Source organism: Epilithonimonas arachidiradicis, assembly GCF_003610695.1.
GTDB lineage: Bacteria > Bacteroidota > Bacteroidia > Flavobacteriales > Weeksellaceae > Epilithonimonas > Epilithonimonas arachidiradicis.
On record NZ_RAQH01000004.1, the window covers coordinates 92,773 to 112,116 of the forward strand.

17 protein-coding genes are annotated in these 19,344 nt (G+C 38.9%); 6 read left to right on the forward strand and 11 right to left on the reverse strand.

The window, feature by feature from the left end; translation table 11 throughout:
- Nucleotides 1-94: 94 nt before the first annotated feature.
- A complete protein-coding gene (locus BXY58_RS08085) occupies nucleotides 95-1,426 on the forward strand; it encodes a hydroxymethylglutaryl-CoA synthase family protein (RefSeq protein WP_120213360.1) in 1,332 nt (443 codons plus the stop codon).
- Between the two features lie 94 nt (nucleotides 1,427-1,520).
- Here BXY58_RS08085 and BXY58_RS08090 read toward each other — a convergent pair whose 3' ends face one another.
- Complete coding sequence (locus BXY58_RS08090; RefSeq protein ID WP_120213361.1) at nucleotides 1,521-2,438, reverse strand: helix-turn-helix domain-containing protein; 918 nt, start codon at nucleotides 2,436-2,438, stop codon at nucleotides 1,521-1,523.
- Nucleotides 2,439-2,647: 209 nt separating this feature from the next.
- Between BXY58_RS08090 and BXY58_RS08095 the strand changes: the two genes are divergently transcribed.
- The 4 genes from BXY58_RS08095 to BXY58_RS08110 all read left to right on the forward strand — a co-directional run bounded on the left by BXY58_RS08095 (nucleotide 2,648) and on the right by BXY58_RS08110 (nucleotide 6,608).
- The gene (locus tag BXY58_RS08095; protein WP_120213362.1) at nucleotides 2,648-4,174 is read left to right on the forward strand and encodes an aldehyde dehydrogenase family protein; all 1,527 of its coding nucleotides are present in this window, start codon (nucleotides 2,648-2,650) and stop codon (nucleotides 4,172-4,174) included.
- Nucleotides 4,175-4,502: 328 nt separating this feature from the next.
- On the forward strand, nucleotides 4,503-5,537 hold the full coding sequence (gene adhP / locus BXY58_RS08100; protein ID WP_120213363.1) for an alcohol dehydrogenase AdhP: 1,035 nt from the start codon (nucleotides 4,503-4,505) through the stop codon (nucleotides 5,535-5,537).
- 182 nt (nucleotides 5,538-5,719) lie between these two features.
- Nucleotides 5,720-6,109 (forward strand): DUF779 domain-containing protein, encoded by a 390-nt coding sequence (locus BXY58_RS08105; protein ID WP_120213364.1) that lies wholly within the window; start codon nucleotides 5,720-5,722, stop codon nucleotides 6,107-6,109.
- Between the two features lie 112 nt (nucleotides 6,110-6,221).
- Entirely contained in the window at nucleotides 6,222-6,608 is a 387-nt protein-coding gene (locus tag BXY58_RS08110; protein ID WP_120213365.1) for an HU family DNA-binding protein, read from the forward strand.
- Nucleotides 6,609-6,791: 183 nt separating this feature from the next.
- On the opposite strand, the gene BXY58_RS08115 is transcribed toward BXY58_RS08110, so the two are convergent.
- Nucleotides 6,792-8,006, reverse strand: coding sequence for a dicarboxylate/amino acid:cation symporter (locus BXY58_RS08115; RefSeq protein ID WP_120213366.1), 1,215 nt, complete (start codon nucleotides 8,004-8,006; stop codon nucleotides 6,792-6,794).
- A gap of 138 nt (nucleotides 8,007-8,144) precedes the next feature.
- On the opposite strand from BXY58_RS08115, the gene BXY58_RS08120 reads away from it, so the two are divergent.
- Nucleotides 8,145-9,395 (forward strand): CinA family nicotinamide mononucleotide deamidase-related protein, encoded by a 1,251-nt coding sequence (locus BXY58_RS08120; protein WP_120213367.1) that lies wholly within the window; start codon nucleotides 8,145-8,147, stop codon nucleotides 9,393-9,395.
- 56 nt (nucleotides 9,396-9,451) lie between these two features.
- Here the strand turns inward: BXY58_RS08120 and BXY58_RS08125 are convergent, their stop codons facing one another.
- The 9 genes from BXY58_RS08125 to BXY58_RS08165 form a co-directional block, all read right to left on the reverse strand.
- Nucleotides 9,452-10,195 (reverse strand): dienelactone hydrolase family protein, encoded by a 744-nt coding sequence (locus tag BXY58_RS08125; RefSeq protein ID WP_120213368.1) that lies wholly within the window; start codon nucleotides 10,193-10,195, stop codon nucleotides 9,452-9,454.
- 14 nt (nucleotides 10,196-10,209) lie between these two features.
- On the reverse strand, nucleotides 10,210-11,403 hold the full coding sequence (locus tag BXY58_RS08130) for an MFS transporter (protein ID WP_120213369.1): 1,194 nt from the start codon (nucleotides 11,401-11,403) through the stop codon (nucleotides 10,210-10,212).
- Nucleotides 11,403-12,395 carry an alpha/beta fold hydrolase gene (locus tag BXY58_RS08135; protein ID WP_120213370.1) on the reverse strand — a complete coding sequence of 331 codons (993 nt, stop codon included), beginning with the start codon at nucleotides 12,393-12,395 and terminating at the stop codon, nucleotides 11,403-11,405. The genes BXY58_RS08130 and BXY58_RS08135 overlap by 1 nt, the downstream gene beginning before the upstream one ends.
- A gap of 239 nt (nucleotides 12,396-12,634) precedes the next feature.
- On the reverse strand, nucleotides 12,635-13,048 hold the full coding sequence (locus BXY58_RS08140; protein ID WP_120213371.1) for a DUF6157 family protein: 414 nt from the start codon (nucleotides 13,046-13,048) through the stop codon (nucleotides 12,635-12,637).
- Nucleotides 13,048-13,416, reverse strand: coding sequence for a hypothetical protein (locus tag BXY58_RS08145; RefSeq protein ID WP_120213372.1), 369 nt, complete (start codon nucleotides 13,414-13,416; stop codon nucleotides 13,048-13,050). The genes BXY58_RS08140 and BXY58_RS08145 overlap by 1 nt, the downstream gene beginning before the upstream one ends.
- Before the next feature lie 9 nt (nucleotides 13,417-13,425).
- On the reverse strand, nucleotides 13,426-15,003 hold the full coding sequence (locus tag BXY58_RS08150) for a sodium:solute symporter (protein WP_120213373.1): 1,578 nt from the start codon (nucleotides 15,001-15,003) through the stop codon (nucleotides 13,426-13,428).
- A 48-nt stretch (nucleotides 15,004-15,051) separates the two neighbouring features.
- Nucleotides 15,052-16,266: an MDR family MFS transporter gene (locus BXY58_RS08155; protein WP_229728410.1), complete on the reverse strand. Its 1,215-nt coding sequence runs from the start codon at nucleotides 16,264-16,266 to the stop codon at nucleotides 15,052-15,054.
- Nucleotides 16,267-16,381: 115 nt separating this feature from the next.
- Complete coding sequence (locus BXY58_RS08160) at nucleotides 16,382-16,774, reverse strand: hypothetical protein (protein ID WP_120213374.1); 393 nt, start codon at nucleotides 16,772-16,774, stop codon at nucleotides 16,382-16,384.
- A 17-nt stretch (nucleotides 16,775-16,791) separates the two neighbouring features.
- Nucleotides 16,792-19,341, reverse strand: coding sequence for a beta strand repeat-containing protein (locus BXY58_RS08165; RefSeq protein ID WP_120213375.1), 2,550 nt, complete (start codon nucleotides 19,339-19,341; stop codon nucleotides 16,792-16,794).
- Between the last annotated feature and the right edge of the window lie 3 nt (nucleotides 19,342-19,344).

A 19,344-nucleotide genomic window follows, 5' to 3' on the forward strand; every position in this document is an offset into this window, starting at 1 on the left:
CCAGGATAAAAAATGAACCGCAAGATAATAAACATCTGTTATATTTAGGCGCTTTCCCTAAGATTTTCTAAATTCGTATCTTAAAATTTTTAAAATGACGAAATTCGGAGTTGATGCGGCCAGTTTTTATGTGCCTTCTTTATATTTAGAAATCAAAGACCTTGCAGAGAAAAGAGGAATAGAACCAGCAAAATTGGAAAAAGGTTTAGGCTTGCACAAAATGGCTTTACCCGATGTTCACGAGGATGCAGCGACTTTTGCAGCGGAAGCTTTGCTTAAATTAATTCAAGATTATAACATCAATCCGAAGGAAATTTCAAGAGTTTACCTCGGAACCGAAAGCGCTTTGGACGCTGCCAAACCAACAGCAACTTACGCTGTTCAAATGGTGGAAGAATTGCTAAGCGGGGAATTTGGGGAAAGAAGTTTCAAAAACTGCGACGTGGTTGATATGACTTTCGCATGCGTTGGCGCTGTTGATGCACTTCATAATTCGTTGGACTTTGTAAGAGCTAATCCGACTAAAAAAGCAATCGTTATCGCCAGTGATTATGCTAAATATGAGCTGGCTTCTTCCGGAGAATATACGCAGGGTGGAGGAGCAGTTGCGCTTCTGGTTTCTGCCAATCCAAGATTGGTTGAGATTGATAACAATTGGGGGGTTGCAACCGAAAGTGTTTTTGATTTCTTCAAACCGAGACGTCATCATTCAAAATCTGAATTTAATTCCGCGCCGGAAAATTATCCTGACAAAATTGAAATATTTACAGATGAGCCAGTTTTCGATGGTCAATATTCTAATCAATGTTATCAGGACAGGATTCGTGAGGCTTATCAGCATTATAAAGAGCAGACTTTCACCGTCAGACCTTACGAAGATTGGAGATATTTGATTTTCCATTTACCTTACGCATTTCACGGGAAAAGAGTGTTTACCGAGATTTATAGTATAGAAAATAATCTTGATTTTTCTGATGTTGAAAAACAAAAAGCAATCGCTAAATCTGAAGATTATATCAACTTCATCAATGAAAAAATTGAGAAGTCTCAAAGAGCTTCTTCCGAAATTGGAAATATGTACACGGCTTCTATTTTTATGGCGTTGCTGTCTGCACTACAAACTTCGTTTAACGAAAATGAAGATTTGACGGAGAAAGAAATTGGTTTCTTGGCTTACGGAAGTGGTTCCAAATCAAAAGTGTTTGTAGGAAAAATTTCTCCCGAATGGAAATCTATCGTAGAAAAATGGAACGTTTTCGAAAGCTTGAAGAACAGATTAGCAATTGATTTTGATACTTACGAGAAATTGCATCGCAAACAACTAGATTTTTCTGTGAATCCGGATTATAAAGGATTCGGATTGACAAGAGTTGAAAAAGAAAGTCCTGTTCTGAAGGGCGCAAGATATTATTCTTATCAAAAATAAGATTCTTACAATTAATTTGAATAAAAGCGAAGACGAGCAAATGATGTATTTGCTCGTCTTCTTTTGAAAATCTATAACTAACTACTAACTTAATTCAAAATAATTTTTTGGACTGAAAGATTTTTGGTGTTACGCCCTCCATTTGCTTGAAAACCCGGATGAAATAATTCGTATCCGAAAAACCAGTACTGAAAGCCGCTTCACTCACAGAATTATTACGAATCAATAATTCTTTCGCTTTTTTAATCCGCTCCTGAATAATAAATTCATTAGGAGAAAGCCCCAATTCTTCTTTGAACATTTTGAAGAAATTCGATTTGCTCACATAAGCCATTTTTGCAATTGCATCAATGGATAGTTTTTGATGTAGATTTTTCTTGATATAATCCGCAACAAAACCAATTCTTGACTTATTTTTCAAAGTGTTTTTCTCAACCAGATTTCTCGCCTGAGTTTGCATCAGTCTTATCAAAAGCTCTTTCAAAGCAAAATCTGCAATTACATCTTTATAAGAATTATCATCCATTGCAATTCTCATAATATTATTGGTCGCAGAAGCCAGCGCTTTGCTGTTCAATAGATAAAATTCTTCCAAAGAAATATTCCATTGCGAAGAATCATCCACTTTGGTCGCATTGAAATTAAGATGGTCTAATGACTGCTGCACAAATTCCGGATTCAATGTCAAAGAAATACACTGCGAAGCATTTTTATCAGCATCAGGAAAATCAATCACCATTGTTTCCCCAGGTGCAACCAAAACACTTTCTCCAGGCAGATATTCGAAGTAATTGCTTTTATCTTGGAGCTTCATCCATTTCTTTCCTCTCAACATCCCCGTAAACGCCAAATGTTCAAAGTGCAATTTCACATCATAAGCACTCTTATGCGTCTCATATATACTGAATTCACAATTATTTAAACTAAACTTGGTTTGATTTTCCACCAAAGTATTCAGCTTGTTTTCTTGCGTCAGATTAGGTTTGTTAAGTTGGAAATGATTTGGATTCATTACTCAAGATTTTTATAACATCTTGTTTCTCAAATATAATAAATTAAAAATTACGACCAAACATAATTTTTTCTTAATAATTATAAAGAATCTTAAAAGTAGGATTTTACTATTTTTTTGGAGAATTGTGCTATTCTGTTTATTTAATGTCTGGTTAACTTAGTCTTAATCAAATGTTAACTGATTATTAATTACAAAACAATATTATTATGAGCACAACAGTAGAAAAACAAAACTCGACAACATTAGCCTGGCCAGGATTCAAAGCTAAATATGATAATTACATCGGTGGGAAATTTATACCATCAGCTGGCGGACAATATTTCGATGTAGTTTCTCCGATTAACGGAAAAGTTTTCACGCAAGCTGCACACTCCAACAAAGAAGATTTGGAAAATGCTGTAAATGCGGCAGAAGAAGCTTTCAAAACTTGGAAAGACACATCTCCAACAGAACGCAGCATTATTCTAAACAAAATCGCAGACAGAATTGAGGAAAATCTCGAATACATCGCAACAGTCGAAACGATTGATAACGGAAAAGCAGTAAGGGAAACTTTGGCTGCGGACATTCCTTTGGCAATTGATCATTTCAGATATTTTGCTTCGGTAATCAGAGCGGAAGAAGGTTCACATAACGAGTTGGATAAAGACACCGTTTCATTAATCGTGCACGAACCACTTGGCGTCATTGCACAAATCATCCCTTGGAATTTCCCAATCTTAATGGCCGTTTGGAAACTGGCTCCGGCTTTGGCAGCAGGTAACTGCGTCGTTCTGAAACCGGCAGAAAGTACACCAATTTCCATTATGGTCTTGATGGAACTAATTGGAGATTTGCTTCCGGCAGGGGTTGTCAACATTGTTAATGGTTTCGGGGCAGAATTGGGAAGAGCTTTGGTAACCAATCCAAAAGTTAACAAAGCCGCTTTCACTGGTTCTACAGCAACTGGACGTCTGGTAATGCAATATGCAACAGAAAATATCATTCCTGTGACGTTGGAATTAGGAGGAAAGTCGCCTAATATTTTTTTCAATTCCGTAATGGATGCCGACGATGAGTTCTTGGATAAAGCAATCGAAGGTGCCGTTCTTTTTGCTTTAAACCAAGGTGAGATTTGTACTTGTCCGTCCAGATTATTGGTTCAGGAAGATATTGCGGATGCTTTCATCGCTAAAGTGATTGAAAGAACAGAAGCAATTAAAGTCGGAAATCCATTAGATAAAACAGTAATGATGGGAGCACAGGCTTCTAAAATCCAAAAAGATAAAATCGAAGGCTACCTGAAACTGGGTAAAGAAGAAGGCGCAGAAGTATTGACTGGCGGAGAAGCCAACCACATCGAAGGTCTGGAAGATGGTTACTACATCAAGCCAACCATTTTCAAAGGTAATAACAGAATGAGAATTTTCCAGGAAGAGATTTTTGGTCCGGTGCTGGCGTTCACGACTTTCAAAGATGAAGCGGAAGCTTTAGAAATCGCGAATGATACGATTTATGGTCTTGGAGCCGGCGTTTGGACTAGAGATGCGCATCAGTTGTATCAGATTCCTCGTCACGTTCAGGCGGGTAGAGTTTGGGTCAATCAGTATCACGCATATCCTGCTGGAGCACCTTTCGGAGGTTACAAACAGTCCGGCGTTGGTAGGGAAAATCACAAAATGATGCTCGACCATTACCGTCAAACCAAAAATATGTTGATATCCTATAACAAAAACAAATTAGGATTCTTCTAATAAGATTTGCACATTATTTCTCTCGCGGATTTTACAGATTTAGCAAATGAATGTTGCATAGAATCTGCACAATTTGCTAAATCAGCGAGAAATTATAAAAAATAGTTGTGTTTTTTAAGGGCGTGCCCGCTTGCCTTGGCTTTGTCCGGGGCGGCGGTCGGGCTTTTCAGGGCTCCTCCGCCTCTGCCGGATCCGGTGCTCCGCTGCGCTCCGCACTCTCGCCTGCGGCGAGACCCTTACAATCCCTCACGCAAATGACACATTGATAGAAATTTGGAACATCAAATAACAATAAAAACAACAATAATTAACCATTTAAAAGTAAATTATGATTCCAAAAACAATGAAAGCGGCCGTTGTACAAGGTTACGGACAGCCATTGAAAATTATGGAAGTTCCGGTAAGAGAACCCGGACGTTATGAAGTATTAGTAAAAGTAATGGCCTGTGGTGTTTGCCATACAGACTTACACGCTGTGGACGGCGATTGGCCTGCAAAACCAAAAATGCCCCTGATTCCGGGACATGAAGGTGTCGGAATTGTAGTGGCTTGCGGTCCGGAAGCGATGGTGAAAGAGGGTGATGCCGTTGGAGTTCCTTGGTTGTATTCGGCTTGTGGATGCTGCGATTATTGTATCACGGGTTGGGAAACATTGTGTGAAGCTCAGCAAAACGGAGGTTATAGCGTAGATGGCGGATTTGCAGAATATGTGATTGCAGATTCCAGATATGTAGGACATTTGAAAGACAATGTGAACTTCTTAGAAATCGCTCCGATTCTTTGCGCTGGTGTAACAGTTTACAAAGGTCTTAAAGAAACGGAAACAAAACCAGGAGAATGGGTTGCCATTTCCGGAATTGGTGGATTAGGACACGTTGCAGTTCAGTATGCTAAAGCAATGGGAATGCACGTTGCAGCGATAGATGTTGCGGATGACAAATTAGAATTGGCTAAAAAATTAGGTGCGGATTTAGTTGTGAATGCTAAAGAAACCGACCCAGGAACCTATCTTCACAAAGAAGTTGGAGGAATGCACGGTGCGTTGATTACCGCTGTTTCTCCAATTGCTTTCAAACAAGGAATCGATGTTCTTAGAAGAAAAGGGACTATTGCACTCAATGGACTTCCGCCAGGTTCTTTTGAACTTCCGATTTTTGAAACGGTTCTTAAGAGAATTACAGTGAGAGGTTCTATTGTTGGGACCAGAAAAGACCTTCAGGAAGCGCTTGATTTTGCCAACGAAGGTTTGGTAAAAGCTACCGTTACTTCTGCAAAACTGGAAGATATCAACGATGTTTTTGACAAGATGAAGGCAGGACAAATCGACGGACGTATCGTTCTGGATATTGCTGGACAAAATTAATTTATTGTTATTTGTGTTTTTGAGCCCGGCAGATTTTGTTTGTCGGGTTTTTATTAATTTTAATTAAGATTTAGAGACTTCGACTCCGCTCAGTCTGACAATGTTGATCAATAATTAGTATTAGAGATGTCATCCTGAGCGGAGTCGAAGGATTTCATAAGCTAAACTTTAAAGAGAAAAATATGGAAACCAAAGATAAAATCTCAAGACTTTCCGTAACCGAAAAAGCTTTGGAAGTCATCTGGGAGCTGGAAAAAAAACACGGTGAACTAATGTTCTATCAGGCCGGTGGCTGTTGCGAAGGGACACAGCCACAATGTTTTGAGAAAGGAGGCTATTTTCCGAGAATGAATGACGCAATGATTGGAACCATTAACGACCACGAGTTCTGGATAGATCGCGACCTTTTCGAATATTGGCAATATTCTCATTTTACTCTGGATGTTTTGGATGGCTGGGGACCTGGTGGTTTTTCTCTGGAAACGCCATTAGGCAAAACCTTCAAAGTTCATTATCGATTGTTCACGCCTGAAGAGCTGGAAAATCTGGAACCTATTAAGAGAAGTGAATAAGATATTTGCTTTAATTAGATTTCAACATCCTGGTGTGTAGATTTTTATCTATAATTGATTTTTGTATTGATTTATTTTTTAGGTTTACTGTAATAATTTAAAAAAAATACAAATGTCAATCAAGTACACAGTAGTAGAACGCGGTGAGCCAGGCGTAACTGGCGGTGGTAAAAAGAAATGGTATGCACAGGTACAATATGATGGTGAGATGACCGTTGATGATCTGGTGGCTGAAATCGAAAAGTTCTCTGCATTGAGTGAAGCGGACATCCGCGGCGTAATCATTGCTTTGGAGAATGTGATCCACAAAGAGCTGGTTAATGGTAAAATTATTCGTCTGGACAAACTGGGAAGTTTCTACCCAAGTCTTAGCAGTAGTGGTGCGGATAGTGAAAAAGATTTTAGTGTAAGCTATATCAAAGGTGCAAAAGTGAATTATCGACCTGGGAAGCGCATCACGGACTCATTGACCACAGCTACTTTTAGCAAGAAGAAATAATTTTAAAAATGACTGCGCAGCCAAGACCCCGTCGCTGCGCAGAGACAGACCCGAGACTGCGCAGCCATCAAACGACGGCTGCGCAGGTTTTTTGTGATAGAGCCGCAGGATTTACTCTAAAGGTCATTTCAAGACCGAATATCACAAGCTAACTTAGATTAGAGCGGTGTACTTTATTACTTTTTAAACAGCTTTGGTTTTCACAAATTTAGAAACGATCATCGATGCCAAAATATTCCCAACGGAATTGAGAACCGTTGCCAAAGGGTCAACCAAAGTTCCGATGATGATGACTGCAGGAACCACATCAGGCGGAATTTTGTAAACCGAGATCATCAGCATTTCTCCGATATAACCGCCATTCGGGATTCCGCCCGCGACGGCGCTTACGAAAACTGTGATTCCGAGAGCCATTATGAGATTCATTGGTTCGAAAAAGTTCCAGCCAAGTAATTGGAAAGCAACATAAATCTTGATAATCGAAGAAATCGACGAACCGTTTTTATGAATCGTAGTTCCAATGGGAATTACAACGTTGGCGATGGAAGCAGGAACGCCCATTCTTTTGGCAGCCTCAATCGCAACAGGCATTGTCGCCAGACTGCTGCACGTACTGATAGCAGTTGCAGTGGGTAAAAGACTTTCTTTCCAAAACGCTTTTACGCCATTTCCTGATTTCCAAATAAAAGCATAAAGACTGAAAAATACAATGAAATAAATAGTTCCTGCAACATAATATAATCCCAAAGGTTTGGCATAAAATCCGAAAAGCTGAGGTCCAATCGTTCCGACCTGGTAAGCGAAATAAGCGCCTAATCCAATTGGAGCGACTTTCATTATTAATAACAAAAGCTGTTTCATCACTTCGTTGCCAGAAAGGATGAAGTTTTGAAATACTTTCCCTTTTTCTCCCGACTTTCTGATGGATATTCCGACTAAAAATGAAAATACCAGCAATGCTAACATATTCTGTCTCGAGAACAAATGATAGAACTCGCTGACCGTGAAAAATCCTACAATCTGGTCATTGATATTGGCATTATTCTGAAGATTTTCTGATATGGTTTCGCTGATGTTTTTCGGCGTTTCGGTTGGGAAAAAGTAAACCATTATAATGCAAAACGTTGCCGAAATCAATATAAAACTTAAGAAAGTCAAAGCCATTGTTCCGATAATTTTGCCCAGTTGATTTTGCTGTTCGATGCCGGAAATAGCAGAAACAATTGCAAAAAATACCAATGGAATTACTGTTACAAACAACAGATTCAGGAAAATATCGCCAATCGGTTTCAGATAAGTTACAAAATCAGGTGCGAAAATCCCGACAAGACTTCCAATGAAAATCCCGATGAGAAGCAGTATTATGTTGCTGTAGTTTTTCCAGAAAGATGATTTCATTCCCAATTTTAATCAAAGATAATTAATTCTTAACCACAAAAGAAACAAAAGAAGTGAAGGTTGACAAAAGCTTTTGTGGTTTAACAAAAACTTTTTATTTTGACTTAAGTAATTGAATTATTTCCGAGATTTGTCTATATGAAAACAGCAGTTCTGATTACTATCGGCGACGAGATTCTTTCGGGAAATACCGTTGATACCAACTCTAATTTTATTGCGACACAACTCAAAGAAATTGGAATAAAAGTGCTTTCTATTTTTACAATTCCGGACGAGGAACAGGCGATTATTTCCACTTTAGGAATAGCTTTTGAAATGGCTGATTTGGTTTTCACAACCGGTGGATTGGGACCAACGAAAGATGACATTACTAAAAAGGCTTATGCAGAATTCTTTGAAGATGAAATGATTTTCTCTGACGAAATCTATGAACATCTACGAGCTTACCTCGAAAAAAGAAACCGACTCTGGATTCTGGAACATAACAAGGACCAAGCGATGGTTTTGTCCAAGGCAAAGATCTTCCTCAACTATTTCGGAACGGCGCCTTGTATGGTTTTGGAGAAAAATGGAACTTATTGCTTCAGTTTGCCGGGTGTTCCGTACGAGGTAAAACCTTTGGTTAAAGACCAGATTATTCCTTTCCTGAAAGAAAAATTATCGCTTGAACATATCGTAACCAGAATTGTTTCTGTGGTGGATATTCCGGAAAGTATCTTGTCAGAAACCATTGAAGAATGGGAATTGGCTTTACCAAAACACATCAGCTTATCTTACCTGCCAGTTGGAACAAGAGTGAAATTGAGATTGACAGCTTCCGGAACTTCTCAGGAATTGCTGAATGCAGAGCTGGAAAACGAAATCACAAAGCTGTTTCCTTTAATCGGAGAAAATATCATTGCTACACAGGAAGATAAAATCGAGAAAATTCTTGGCGAATTATTAACGGATAAACAACTGACAATTTCCGTTGCGGAAAGTTGCACAGGCGGAGAATTGGCTCATTTGATAACGTCGGTTTCCGGAAGTTCCAATTACTTTCTGGGAAGTGTTGTGACTTATGCCACCCAAAAGAAAATCGACATTTTGAATGTCAATCCCAAAACGGTTGAAGAATTCACGGTCGTAAGTGAACAAGTTGCTTCTGAAATGGCAATCGGCTGTCAGGATTTATTCAAAACCAATATTGCAGTTTCTACAACTGGCGTTGCAGGTCCATCAAAAGGCGAAGATGGAAAAGATGTGGGAACGGTTTTTTATACGATTAGAATTGGAAATGAAGAAGTAACTTCTAAGTTATTTCTGCCACATTTGGAACGACTGGATTTTATGCATTTTGTTTCGCAAAAAGTAATTCAGGACATTGTTTCATTATTGATCAAAAAATAAAAAAAGACAGCTCAAAGGCTGTCTTTCTAACTTTTTAGTATCTAAAGTTTAACTCCCTATTTCAAAATTTCTTTCAAGAACATTAATGTATGATTCCACGCTCGCTTTGCCATGACTTCGTTATAGTCCGGCGCTTCCGGATTAGTAAAAGTATGGGTTGTATTAGCATAAGTGATGATTTGCCAATCCGCTTTGCCGTCATTTAATTCTTTTACAAAAGCGTCATAATGCACTTGAGGCACAGTTCTGTCATTGGCAGGATGCTCTACCAAAACCTTGGTAGTGATTGGATTATTTGGCCTTTCAGAATCTTTTGCTAAACCACCGTGGATAGACACAACTCCAACAACAGGTAGATTTCCTCTTGCTGCTTCCAAAGCGCCTGTTCCGCCAAAACAGTAGCCGATCACAGCAATCTTATCAACATTAGCACCTGATTTTTTTAATTCTTCCAAAGCCAAAGAAATTCTCTTTTGATACAGATTAAAATCTTTCTTATAAGTATTTGCAAGTCTGGCGGCATTTTCGTTACCAGCCGGAAGATTGCCTTCTCCATAAATATCTGCTATGAAAGCAATGTAGCCTTGTTTTTGTAATTCAAGTGCTGCATTTTTGGCTTCATTATCGATACCTTTCCAGGCTGGTAAAATCAAAACTCCGGGAAGTTTTTTTCCTGCATTAGACGTTACCATTCCCAAAAGTTTTTGTTCACCGTCCTTGTAAGAAATAGTTTTTAGTTTTTGAGCAAACGCTAATTGGATTCCGAAGAAAAGACTTAATAGTGTAATTGAAATTTTCATAAAGAATGATTCTATTATTGGTTTGTATTGGATTTAATAGTTTTAAATAAGTTCATCAAAAATACAAAAATACTGAAAACAACAAGCTGTAAACCTACATAATGCCAACCACCCAATTCCCAGCACTTCAAACCGATAAAGGTTCCGATAGCACCGCCGGCAAAATAAGAGGTCATATAAATCGTATTGATTCGGCTGTTCGCTTTTTGGTCTAATCTGTAAATCAATGCAACGTTTGTCACCTGAATGGATTGGACACCAACATCGATAAAAATCACAGCTAAAATAATTGATATTAAATAACTTGGAAACAGAAAGATAATCACCGAACCTACTAACAGAATGATACTTGCAATCAGCTGTGTTTTGCCGGAACCTCCTTTATCAGACGCTTTTCCAATCATTGGTGCAACTAGTGCGCCTGCAATTCCCAGCATTCCGAAAAGTCCGATAGTGTCAGAGCTGTATTGGTAAGGTTTTTCGACTAAAAGAAATGTCAAAGTCGTCCAGAATGAACAAAAAATAGAAAATGCAATTCCTCCCATTATTGCATATAATCTCAGCTGTGGAAATCGTTTTAACTGATAAAATGATGATGAAATTAATTTAAGATAAGAATCACTGAAGGTTGGTTTGACACTCGGTAATTTGAAATAGACAAATCCTAGAGACAAAATCGTGAATCCAGCCGAAATATAATACACCATTTTCCAATTGCTCCATTCGGCAATGTAACCGCTGAAAACTCTCGCCATTAATATCCCGACAAGAATTCCGGTAAAAATAATCCCGACATTTTTTCCTTTTTCATTGCCAGATAATTCGGCGGCCATTGGTAAAATAACCTGCGCTGCAACGGCAGTCAAACCAAGCAATAAACTGAATAAAAAGATGAAGTAATAATTGGAAACAATTCCGATTCCTGCAAGAATACAGAATAATATAGCCAGCAAAATGAGTATCAGTTTTTTACGATTAACTTTATCGCCTAGCGGAACCAGAGTCAATAATCCTGCGCCATAACCGACTTGTCCCAAACCTACCATAATGCCCATTTTACTTTCGGAAACTTTGAATGTCTCTGCAATCTGATGCAGAATCGGCTGTGCGAAATAGATATTGGAAACGCAAATTCCCGCAACGACCGCCATTCCGAGAACCTGAAATTTGGAAAGTTGAGACCCGGAGTTTAAAGAAATGTCGCTCATTATTTTAAAAATTCTTTTAAAGGTTGGATGAATCGGTCAAAAACCTCGATGTGTGGAAGATGTCCCACATTCTCTATTTCTACCAATTTCGAACCTTTTATTTTTTGCTGAGTGGCTTTGCCTAATAAGTCGTAACGTCCCATCGATTCGGCTAATTTTTTATCTTTCACATTGGCTTTTCCAATCGCTGTTCGGTCTCTTGTTCCGATGATTAGAAGCGTGGGAACATTCAGGTTTTGAAATTCATAAACCACAGGTTGCGTGAAGATCATATCCGAAGTTTTGGCGTTCACAAGAGCGACTTTTGGATAATCCGGTGATTTGGTCCAGCCTGTCAAAAGGTAAACCCATTCGTCATATTCGGGTTTCCATTGGTTGTCGTAGTAGAAATTACTTTGATATTTTTTGGCGGATTCGTAATCGGCTTTCAGTTCGGTTTCATAATTTTTATCGATAGAAGTGTAAGGCGCAACGAGTTTCCAATCTTCCAAACCAATTGGGTTTTCAAGGATTAATTTCTCCACCATTTCGGGATACATCAATGCAAATCTTGTTCCCAGCATGCCACCCATCGAATGTCCAAGAAGATAGATTTTATCGAGTTTCAATTCATATAAAACAGCTTTCGTATTTTGAGCCAATTGCTGAAAAGTGAATTGATACTCCGTCGGTTTGGACGATTTGCCAAATCCAATTTGGTCAGGAGCAACCACCCGAAATCCTTCTTTTGTCAAAGCCTGAATCGTTGTTTTCCAATAGGCACCATTGAAGTTTTTTCCGTGAAGCAGGACAATTGTTTTCCCATTGGGTTTTCCCGGTTTGATGTCCATATACGCCATCTTCAAATCCTGGTTTTGACTTTTGAAATTCAGAAAATGAACATCGTAAGGATATTGATAATTTGTCAGCATAATGTCCAGAACCGGACGTTTTTCCTGACTTAACAAAAGAACTGAAATAATAAAGAATAATAGAGCAAAAAACTTTTTCATAGAGCAATAATAAAGCTTTTTGTAGCAAGAATAGTGCCCTGTAGATTGATATATCAATAAGGATTCATTAATAAAATCTAACTCGAAAACTTGGGTGAATAGTTAAGGATCTTTATAAATCTTAAGCGTTTCGTCAGCCTCACCGTGACATTCTAGAACTAAAGTAATTAATGTTAGTCTGGGCAGAGTCGAAGACTTTATACATTGTCAGATTGAGGCTCTCGAAGCCCTTCAACGAATTACCTTTTAGACTTCATCGCTTTCACTTTCGCAACAGCATCATCTTTCAATAATTCCTGGTATTCCTCCGACTCAGCTGGAATCAATTTTATTTTTGAATCCTGATTATGAAAAATCCCAAATCCATTTTTCTTAGCTAAAGGCGAAGTCCGCAGACAAGCTTGTCCTTTTGAAAAATAATTCTGTTTCTCCTTTTCCAATTCTGAAGACGAAATATCATTTCGTTCCGCAAAAATTTCGAACAGCAATTCGTCTGAAGTATATTTCAGAGGATGTTTGGACAGTTTTTCGTATTGATAATTAGCAATCGTCTTTTTATCATTTTTCACAACCGGAATCACCGATGCAGAAACCGGAGAGTCTTCTGCGATTTCTATCAAGGTGTTGGTGTAGTTGGTGGTGTGTGGTTTCATTATTTAATAACTTTTTGAATAATTAGTACACTTAAAGCAGAAATTAAAATTGCAATATAATTCCAAAAAGTTAATTCTATATGAGGAGCTTGTAGTCCATTACTGAAAGGGTTTGCTTTAAAATAGAATATTAAAATAGAAAAACAAATTCCAACAAAAATTAAAATATTCCAATCGTATTTATACTCAAGCTTTTTTCTGAAAATATAAACAACCAAAACACTTATGATAAATCCAAATATATTTGTCAGAATAATTAGAAAGGGAGCCATTCCAGCAACGCCTCCCGGAAATTGAGATGATTTTAAAATATAAATTATAGTTGATGCTATAATTATTAAAACAAAATTAATAACATTTTTATACATTTTTGGAAATTATGTTGTTGCAACAATATTAGCTTTCGACCTAACCAACCACAATCCAACAAACGTCAAAAATCCATTCAGGATAATCAGTTCCACACCAATTCTGTAATCCGTGTTATTCGTCACCAAGTAATTAATCAGATAAGTCACCACAGGCGCCAAAATAGTCACCGCCAAAATCGAATATTTCTTCGTGATTTGATATTTCGTCAAAATTCCGAAAGCAAATAATCCCAACAATGGTCCATAAGTATAACCCGCGATTTCCATTATCAGATAAACAATCGATTTGTCATTCAAAGCTTTGAAAACCATTATCAATGCAAAGAAAATCACTGTGAAAGTCAAATGAACTTTCATTCTCAGATGCTTCTTTTGTTTCTCGGTTTTTTGCTGGTCTTCGTTGAGATTCAGTAAATCGACGCAATAAGAACTCGTCACCGCAGTCAAAGCACCATCAGCAGAAGGAAACAGAGCCGAAATCAAACCGATGATGAAAATCACAGAAAGCGCCATTGGAAAATGTCCCTGAAGCGATAGAGCAGGAAACAAATCGTCACCCATTATGTTTTTGATTTGACCGGCAGAATCCTTGAATCCGAAAGTATTCGTAACCACTTCTTTTCCATCCACCATCGTCGATATTTGTCCGTAATCAGCACCGTGCTGCATCGCAAAAAGATAAAGCAAACCGCCAAGGAATAAAAATGCCAGATTCACAAAAAGCAAAGTTCCGGCAAACGTCAACATATTCTTTTTCGAGTTTTTCAGATTGTCCACCGAGATGTTTTTCTGCATCATTTCCTGGTCAAGACCCGTCATTGCAATCGTAATGAACATCCCGCCCAGAATCGTTTTCAGGAAAAATGTTTTAGAATTCACATCCGTATTGATAAAATGCGTGTATTGCTTCTGCTCAAGAATCGTGAATGCTTCCCCAAAAGACAGATTGAGATTCAATAAAATATAAACAATGCAGGCAATCAAACTGATAATCATAAACGATGTTTGCAACGTATCCGTAATCACAATCGTCTTCACACCGCCTTCAAACGTGTAAAGCAAAATCATCAGAAGTAGGACAAAAGCCGTTACCCAAAACGGCACACCAAGCGCCTCCAAAAGGAAAATCTGAAGAATATTCACAACCAGATACAATCGTGCTGTCGCTCCAATTGCTCTCGAAATGATAAAAAATAAACTGCCGATTTTATGTGCTTCCACATTGAAACGTTTCCCCAGATAAGTATAAATCGAAGTCAGATTCATCCGGTAATAGAGTGGTAGCAAAACACCAGCAACGATGAAGTAGCCGATGAAAAACCCAATTACCATCATATAATATTCGAAGCCGCCGTATGGATTTTCACCACCCAAAAATTTCCCGACCGTTCCCGGAACCGAAATAAACGTCACGCCGGAAAGCGACGTTCCAATCATCCCAAACGCCACCAGCCACCACTTACTTTTCTTGTTTCCGATGAAAAAAGACTGGTTGTCGGAGTTCCGACTCGTAAAATAAGATATGACCAAAAGGCCGATAAAATAGGCAAAAACGAATAATAGTAAAACTGTTCCCGGATTCATTGTTCAAATTTGAGTTGAACAAAAATAGTTTTTTTATCGAGACAAAAGTTATTTTGCAGGCAACATCTTTTTGACAACGATATAAAGAAGAACGGCTGATATTGCTAGAACAGAAAAAGACCCAATCCACAAACTATCAAACCCGAATCGACTCACTACATAAGTCCCCAAAAACGGTGTAATGATAAACGAAAAAGAAAAAGCAATCCCGTTCACACCCATATAGGCGCCTTTGTTTCCGTTTTCGGAACGTAGTGCTGTAACGGTTGACATAAACGGAAGCGCCCAGATCTCTGCAACACACAAAACTGTCATTGCGATAATCAGCCAGGGTATGTTGCTCCCGAAAATCAGCATCAGATAAGACAACCCGGCTAAAAAAACACCGGCAAATAGAATCTGCGAAATCTTCATTGTCCGCTCGGCAATACTTACTAAAGGCATTTCCAGCAACACGATAATAAATCCGCTGTAACCCAGGATAAAACCAATCGTACTCTGACTAAGCTTCGCCACATCTTTATAAAACAAAGGAATCGTATTGAAGAATTGGAAAAAACAAATTGCGAATACGGTACACAAAAAGCTGTAAAGCAAAAACGGATAATCTTTGTAAGGTGATTTTCCTGCCTTTTTAATCACCTGTGCTGTCTCAGATTTTTTTCTCTCACGGAAGATTTTATTCCGCTTTCGAAAAAAGATGACGTAGATAATTCCGGCAATTACAGCACCAATAAAGTTGACAACAAACAGGAAGTTATAAGAAATCCCGGACAAGATTCCGCCCAAAGCAGGACCGATGGAAAACCCAAGATTGATGGCCATTCTGTTGAGTGAGAAGGCTTTCGTCAGGTTTTCGGGCCTTGCATATTTAGTAATCGCCACAGAGTTGGCAGGTCGAAAAGTATCGCTAATGGTACTCTGAAGAAATATCAGAACCGCCATCATCTCAACACTCGGAAAAAAAGGAATAATGAGAAAAATAGGCGCACTGAGAAACAAGCTCCAAGTCTGGATATAGTATTCTCCGAACTTATCCGTCAGGTAACCACCAAGCCAGGAACCAACTACTGAGCCGATGCCATAGAAGCTCAAAACGATTCCCGCATTCTCCAGAGAAAACTTCAGATGATCTGTCATATAAACACCCAAAAACGGTAAAACCATCGAACCGGAACGGTTGATAAGCATCACAATGGACAACATCCAGGCTTCTCTGGACAGTCCTTTGAAAGTGTTGATATAATAATTGAGAAATTTCATCCGAATAATCAGAATGCAAAAATATTATTTTGATTTCTATATTCTGCTGAATTTTAAATTAAATAAAAAAAGACTTATCAAATATTTGATAAGTCTTTTTTTATTGTTAAGAAAGCTAGTTTTTAGGGATTGTCTTTTTGATCTCGGCCAATGTGGCTGTGCTCGGCAAGCCTTGTACTTGTTTTTTTGTACTTACTTGCTTTTTATTACTGACCGTTCTTCCGGGAATACTTGCTTTAATTTCGTAAATGTCAGAAGCCCCAGGAATCGTTTTTCCAGATGGAGCAGAAGAGTTTTTATTCTGAGTTTTTGATTTTTGAAGACCTTCTTCCGAGGCCAGACCAGTTCTCTCAACTTTCTTTTCTGCAGCTTTGTCTTTGTAAGCTTTGGCATTGGCTTCTATTACCTCTTTCGGGATTTCTTGTTTTTCTTCAGCGGTTTTGCTTTCCTGCGCCATTGCAAAAGATGTTCCTGCAATCATTAGAATTGTGATATATAAATTTTTCATTTTGTTTAAATTTTAAATTATTTGATACTGATTAGAACATTGATTTTACCGATGTCTTTACCATCATAAGACTGCAAAGCTTTTCCAAGAACTTGTCCTACTTTTACTTTATCGATATTGGCTTTCATTGCCACACCAGCTATGGATGAGGTTACTAACAAATCTCCTCTTTTGATTGCGCCTCCTTCCAGACAAACTTTTGTTGGGATGACACCAATGACGCCCATTGGAACTTTGTCAGAAATATCTGTGTCGATATTTTCTTCCGTCAAAAGTACACCAGGTTTTGTAGCATAAACACCCGCAACTAGGTTAGAATAAGGTGTTGAGGATTTTTCTACAGTTCTGTCAGAATCGGCCGAAATTACCAGGATGTCTCCGGTTTCATATTGTGAAATATGACCTTCTACATCAAATGCTTCGGCAATATCAGCGCCACTATTTTGAGTTCCTCCATTGAAGAAACCTCTTCCTGCTTTATTGATCCGGGCTACATTGGCACTACCGCTTTGGAATGTAGCAAGATTTCCGGAGGCTCCAATATGATTTACCAAAAGTGTTGATCCGGTTCCTGTTGTTGTAATATGTACGGTAGGCTGTCCATTAGAGTTATTAAAATTAGCAAATCTTCCGGCTTTACCAGTTCCGAAGTTAGGCGTGAATCCTGATATTGCATTTCCTGCGCCATCTGCACTTGCTTCTATACCATCGCCACTTCCTCCTGCGTTTGCAGTAATTCCATTTCCATTACCTTCTGTAAGTGCTAATAGTGCAGGTCCATTTCCTGATGTATTGCTTGCATAAAATAATCCGGCATATCCACCAGTTCCAGAAGAGAGTCCATAGATACCAGCAGTTCCGAAGTTGGCAAATTGAGAGTTAACTTCTCCTTTTACTGCTGGAGATGTCCCTGTAGTTCTATCGACTTTAAAGTTTCCGGCTGTTCCGTTTCCAACAGTAGTAACAGTGATTACATCGCTCTCGTTATCTTCGTTAAAGTTATTAAATCTCCCTGCGCGACCTTCGGAAAAAGTAGGAACCCAAGCATACAAGGCATTTCCACTACCATCAACGTTGGTTTCTATACCGTTTCCGTTTTTTCCTGCATTGGCGGTAATGGCATTGCCGTTTCCATCATTAATAGCGACTACTGCTGGACCATTTCCATTTGTATTGGAAGCGTGAAAAAGACCTGCAAAACCTCCGGTTCCAGAAGATACACCGAATACACCTGCTGCTCCGAAGTTTCCGAAAATCGTTTTTACTTCTCCTCGTACAGCGGCAGCAACGCTATTTGTATTATTAACTAAGAAAGACGCTGCATTTCCTTCTGTATTATCGGGAATATTACCATTGCTATTGGTTTCTACTTCAAATGTGTTTCTTTCATTATTTGTATTTAGATTTTCAAATCTTCCAGCGCGACCTTCACTACCACCGAGACCTACTTGACCGTAAACACCCACTCCTGTTCCTGAAGTATTTGTGGCAATAAATCCACGTACGCCATAACCGCCGCCATCGTTACGTCCAACAACAGCTCCGGCAATGTCACTCGTTGTTCTACCGACTATGGCTTCACCTGCTCCATTGTTATCTCCAACAATCCCCGCAGAGGTTAGCTGGCTTGTGATACCGTGGATAGCAAAGCCATTTCCTGTGCTGCTTTTGACGCCAATACCATTTCCTGTTGTATTTACATTAATAACATTACCATTTCCGACGGTGTTGGCATTCAAAACATTGTTGTTGTTGGAATTACTGAATATTGAAATATTGGCAGGAATGCCTGCGCTGCTTGTTGCTGTAAGTCCTGTTCCGGTATTACTATTAGCATATACCCCTGTTCCATTGGCTGATGAGTTACCATAAACACCCAAGCCGTTTGGTGTAGATCCATAAACGCCCCAACCGGTACCTGCCTGAGATCCCCAAACGCCAATTCCTAATCCGCCAGTGCCACTGTTAATCCCTTTTACAGCGGTTGAAAATCCACCTGGAGTAGTATTGGTTACAATACCTCTTACAGCTGCAATATTAGAAGTAGTTGTGTTATTAGTTCCTTCGAGTGAAGTGCCGTCTCCATCATTGTTTATCGAAAATAGAGTTGATGCATTGTTTTGTGCTGCTATGAAAGGCAGTGTCAAACTTCCGCTTCCTCCACTTCCGGAAGATTTTGCATACAAAGCATATGGAACACTTAACAATTGACTCGTTCCTGCGATAGTATAATTAGTTCCACCAGCTGGATCTGTTTCGGTTTTAAGATAATAGGAGTTTCCGCCCCAGTTGATGGTGTTGAATGTTCCGCTGAGTACCGTACCTGATCCGATTTCCAAACTTACCAGACCATTGACATTAGTCGTTCCAGTGATTCTTTCGGAATAAACAGATGTTCCTGCTGCTGAACCTTGCAGGACGCTAACTCTCACAGCGACGTTTTGATTAGCCAAAAGCTGTCCGGTATTGTTTCTGATAATAGCCTGATAGCTCATTTTTTCCGGAGCCTGTGCAGAAACCAAATAAGTTCCTAAGGCAAAGGCTGCAATGAATACAATTTTTTTCATAAG

Coding starts and splice junctions, on each gene's coding strand:
- BXY58_RS08085 (WP_120213360.1), top strand. CDS start 95: ATGACGAAATTCGGAGTTGATGCGGCCAGTTTTTATGTGCCTTCTTTA.
- BXY58_RS08090 (WP_120213361.1), bottom strand. CDS start 2,438: ATGAATCCAAATCATTTCCAACTTAACAAACCTAATCTGACGCAAGAA.
- BXY58_RS08095 (WP_120213362.1), top strand. CDS start 2,648: ATGAGCACAACAGTAGAAAAACAAAACTCGACAACATTAGCCTGGCCA.
- adhP (WP_120213363.1), top strand. CDS start 4,503: ATGATTCCAAAAACAATGAAAGCGGCCGTTGTACAAGGTTACGGACAG.
- BXY58_RS08105 (WP_120213364.1), top strand. CDS start 5,720: ATGGAAACCAAAGATAAAATCTCAAGACTTTCCGTAACCGAAAAAGCT.
- BXY58_RS08110 (WP_120213365.1), top strand. CDS start 6,222: ATGTCAATCAAGTACACAGTAGTAGAACGCGGTGAGCCAGGCGTAACT.
- BXY58_RS08115 (WP_120213366.1), bottom strand. CDS start 8,006: ATGAAATCATCTTTCTGGAAAAACTACAGCAACATAATACTGCTTCTC.
- BXY58_RS08120 (WP_120213367.1), top strand. CDS start 8,145: ATGAAAACAGCAGTTCTGATTACTATCGGCGACGAGATTCTTTCGGGA.
- BXY58_RS08125 (WP_120213368.1), bottom strand. CDS start 10,195: ATGAAAATTTCAATTACACTATTAAGTCTTTTCTTCGGAATCCAATTA.
- BXY58_RS08130 (WP_120213369.1), bottom strand. CDS start 11,403: ATGAGCGACATTTCTTTAAACTCCGGGTCTCAACTTTCCAAATTTCAG.
- BXY58_RS08135 (WP_120213370.1), bottom strand. CDS start 12,395: ATGAAAAAGTTTTTTGCTCTATTATTCTTTATTATTTCAGTTCTTTTG.
- BXY58_RS08140 (WP_120213371.1), bottom strand. CDS start 13,048: ATGAAACCACACACCACCAACTACACCAACACCTTGATAGAAATCGCA.
- BXY58_RS08145 (WP_120213372.1), bottom strand. CDS start 13,416: ATGTATAAAAATGTTATTAATTTTGTTTTAATAATTATAGCATCAACT.
- BXY58_RS08150 (WP_120213373.1), bottom strand. CDS start 15,003: ATGAATCCGGGAACAGTTTTACTATTATTCGTTTTTGCCTATTTTATC.
- BXY58_RS08155 (WP_229728410.1), bottom strand. CDS start 16,266: ATGAAATTTCTCAATTATTATATCAACACTTTCAAAGGACTGTCCAGA.
- BXY58_RS08160 (WP_120213374.1), bottom strand. CDS start 16,774: ATGAAAAATTTATATATCACAATTCTAATGATTGCAGGAACATCTTTT.
- BXY58_RS08165 (WP_120213375.1), bottom strand. CDS start 19,341: ATGAAAAAAATTGTATTCATTGCAGCCTTTGCCTTAGGAACTTATTTG.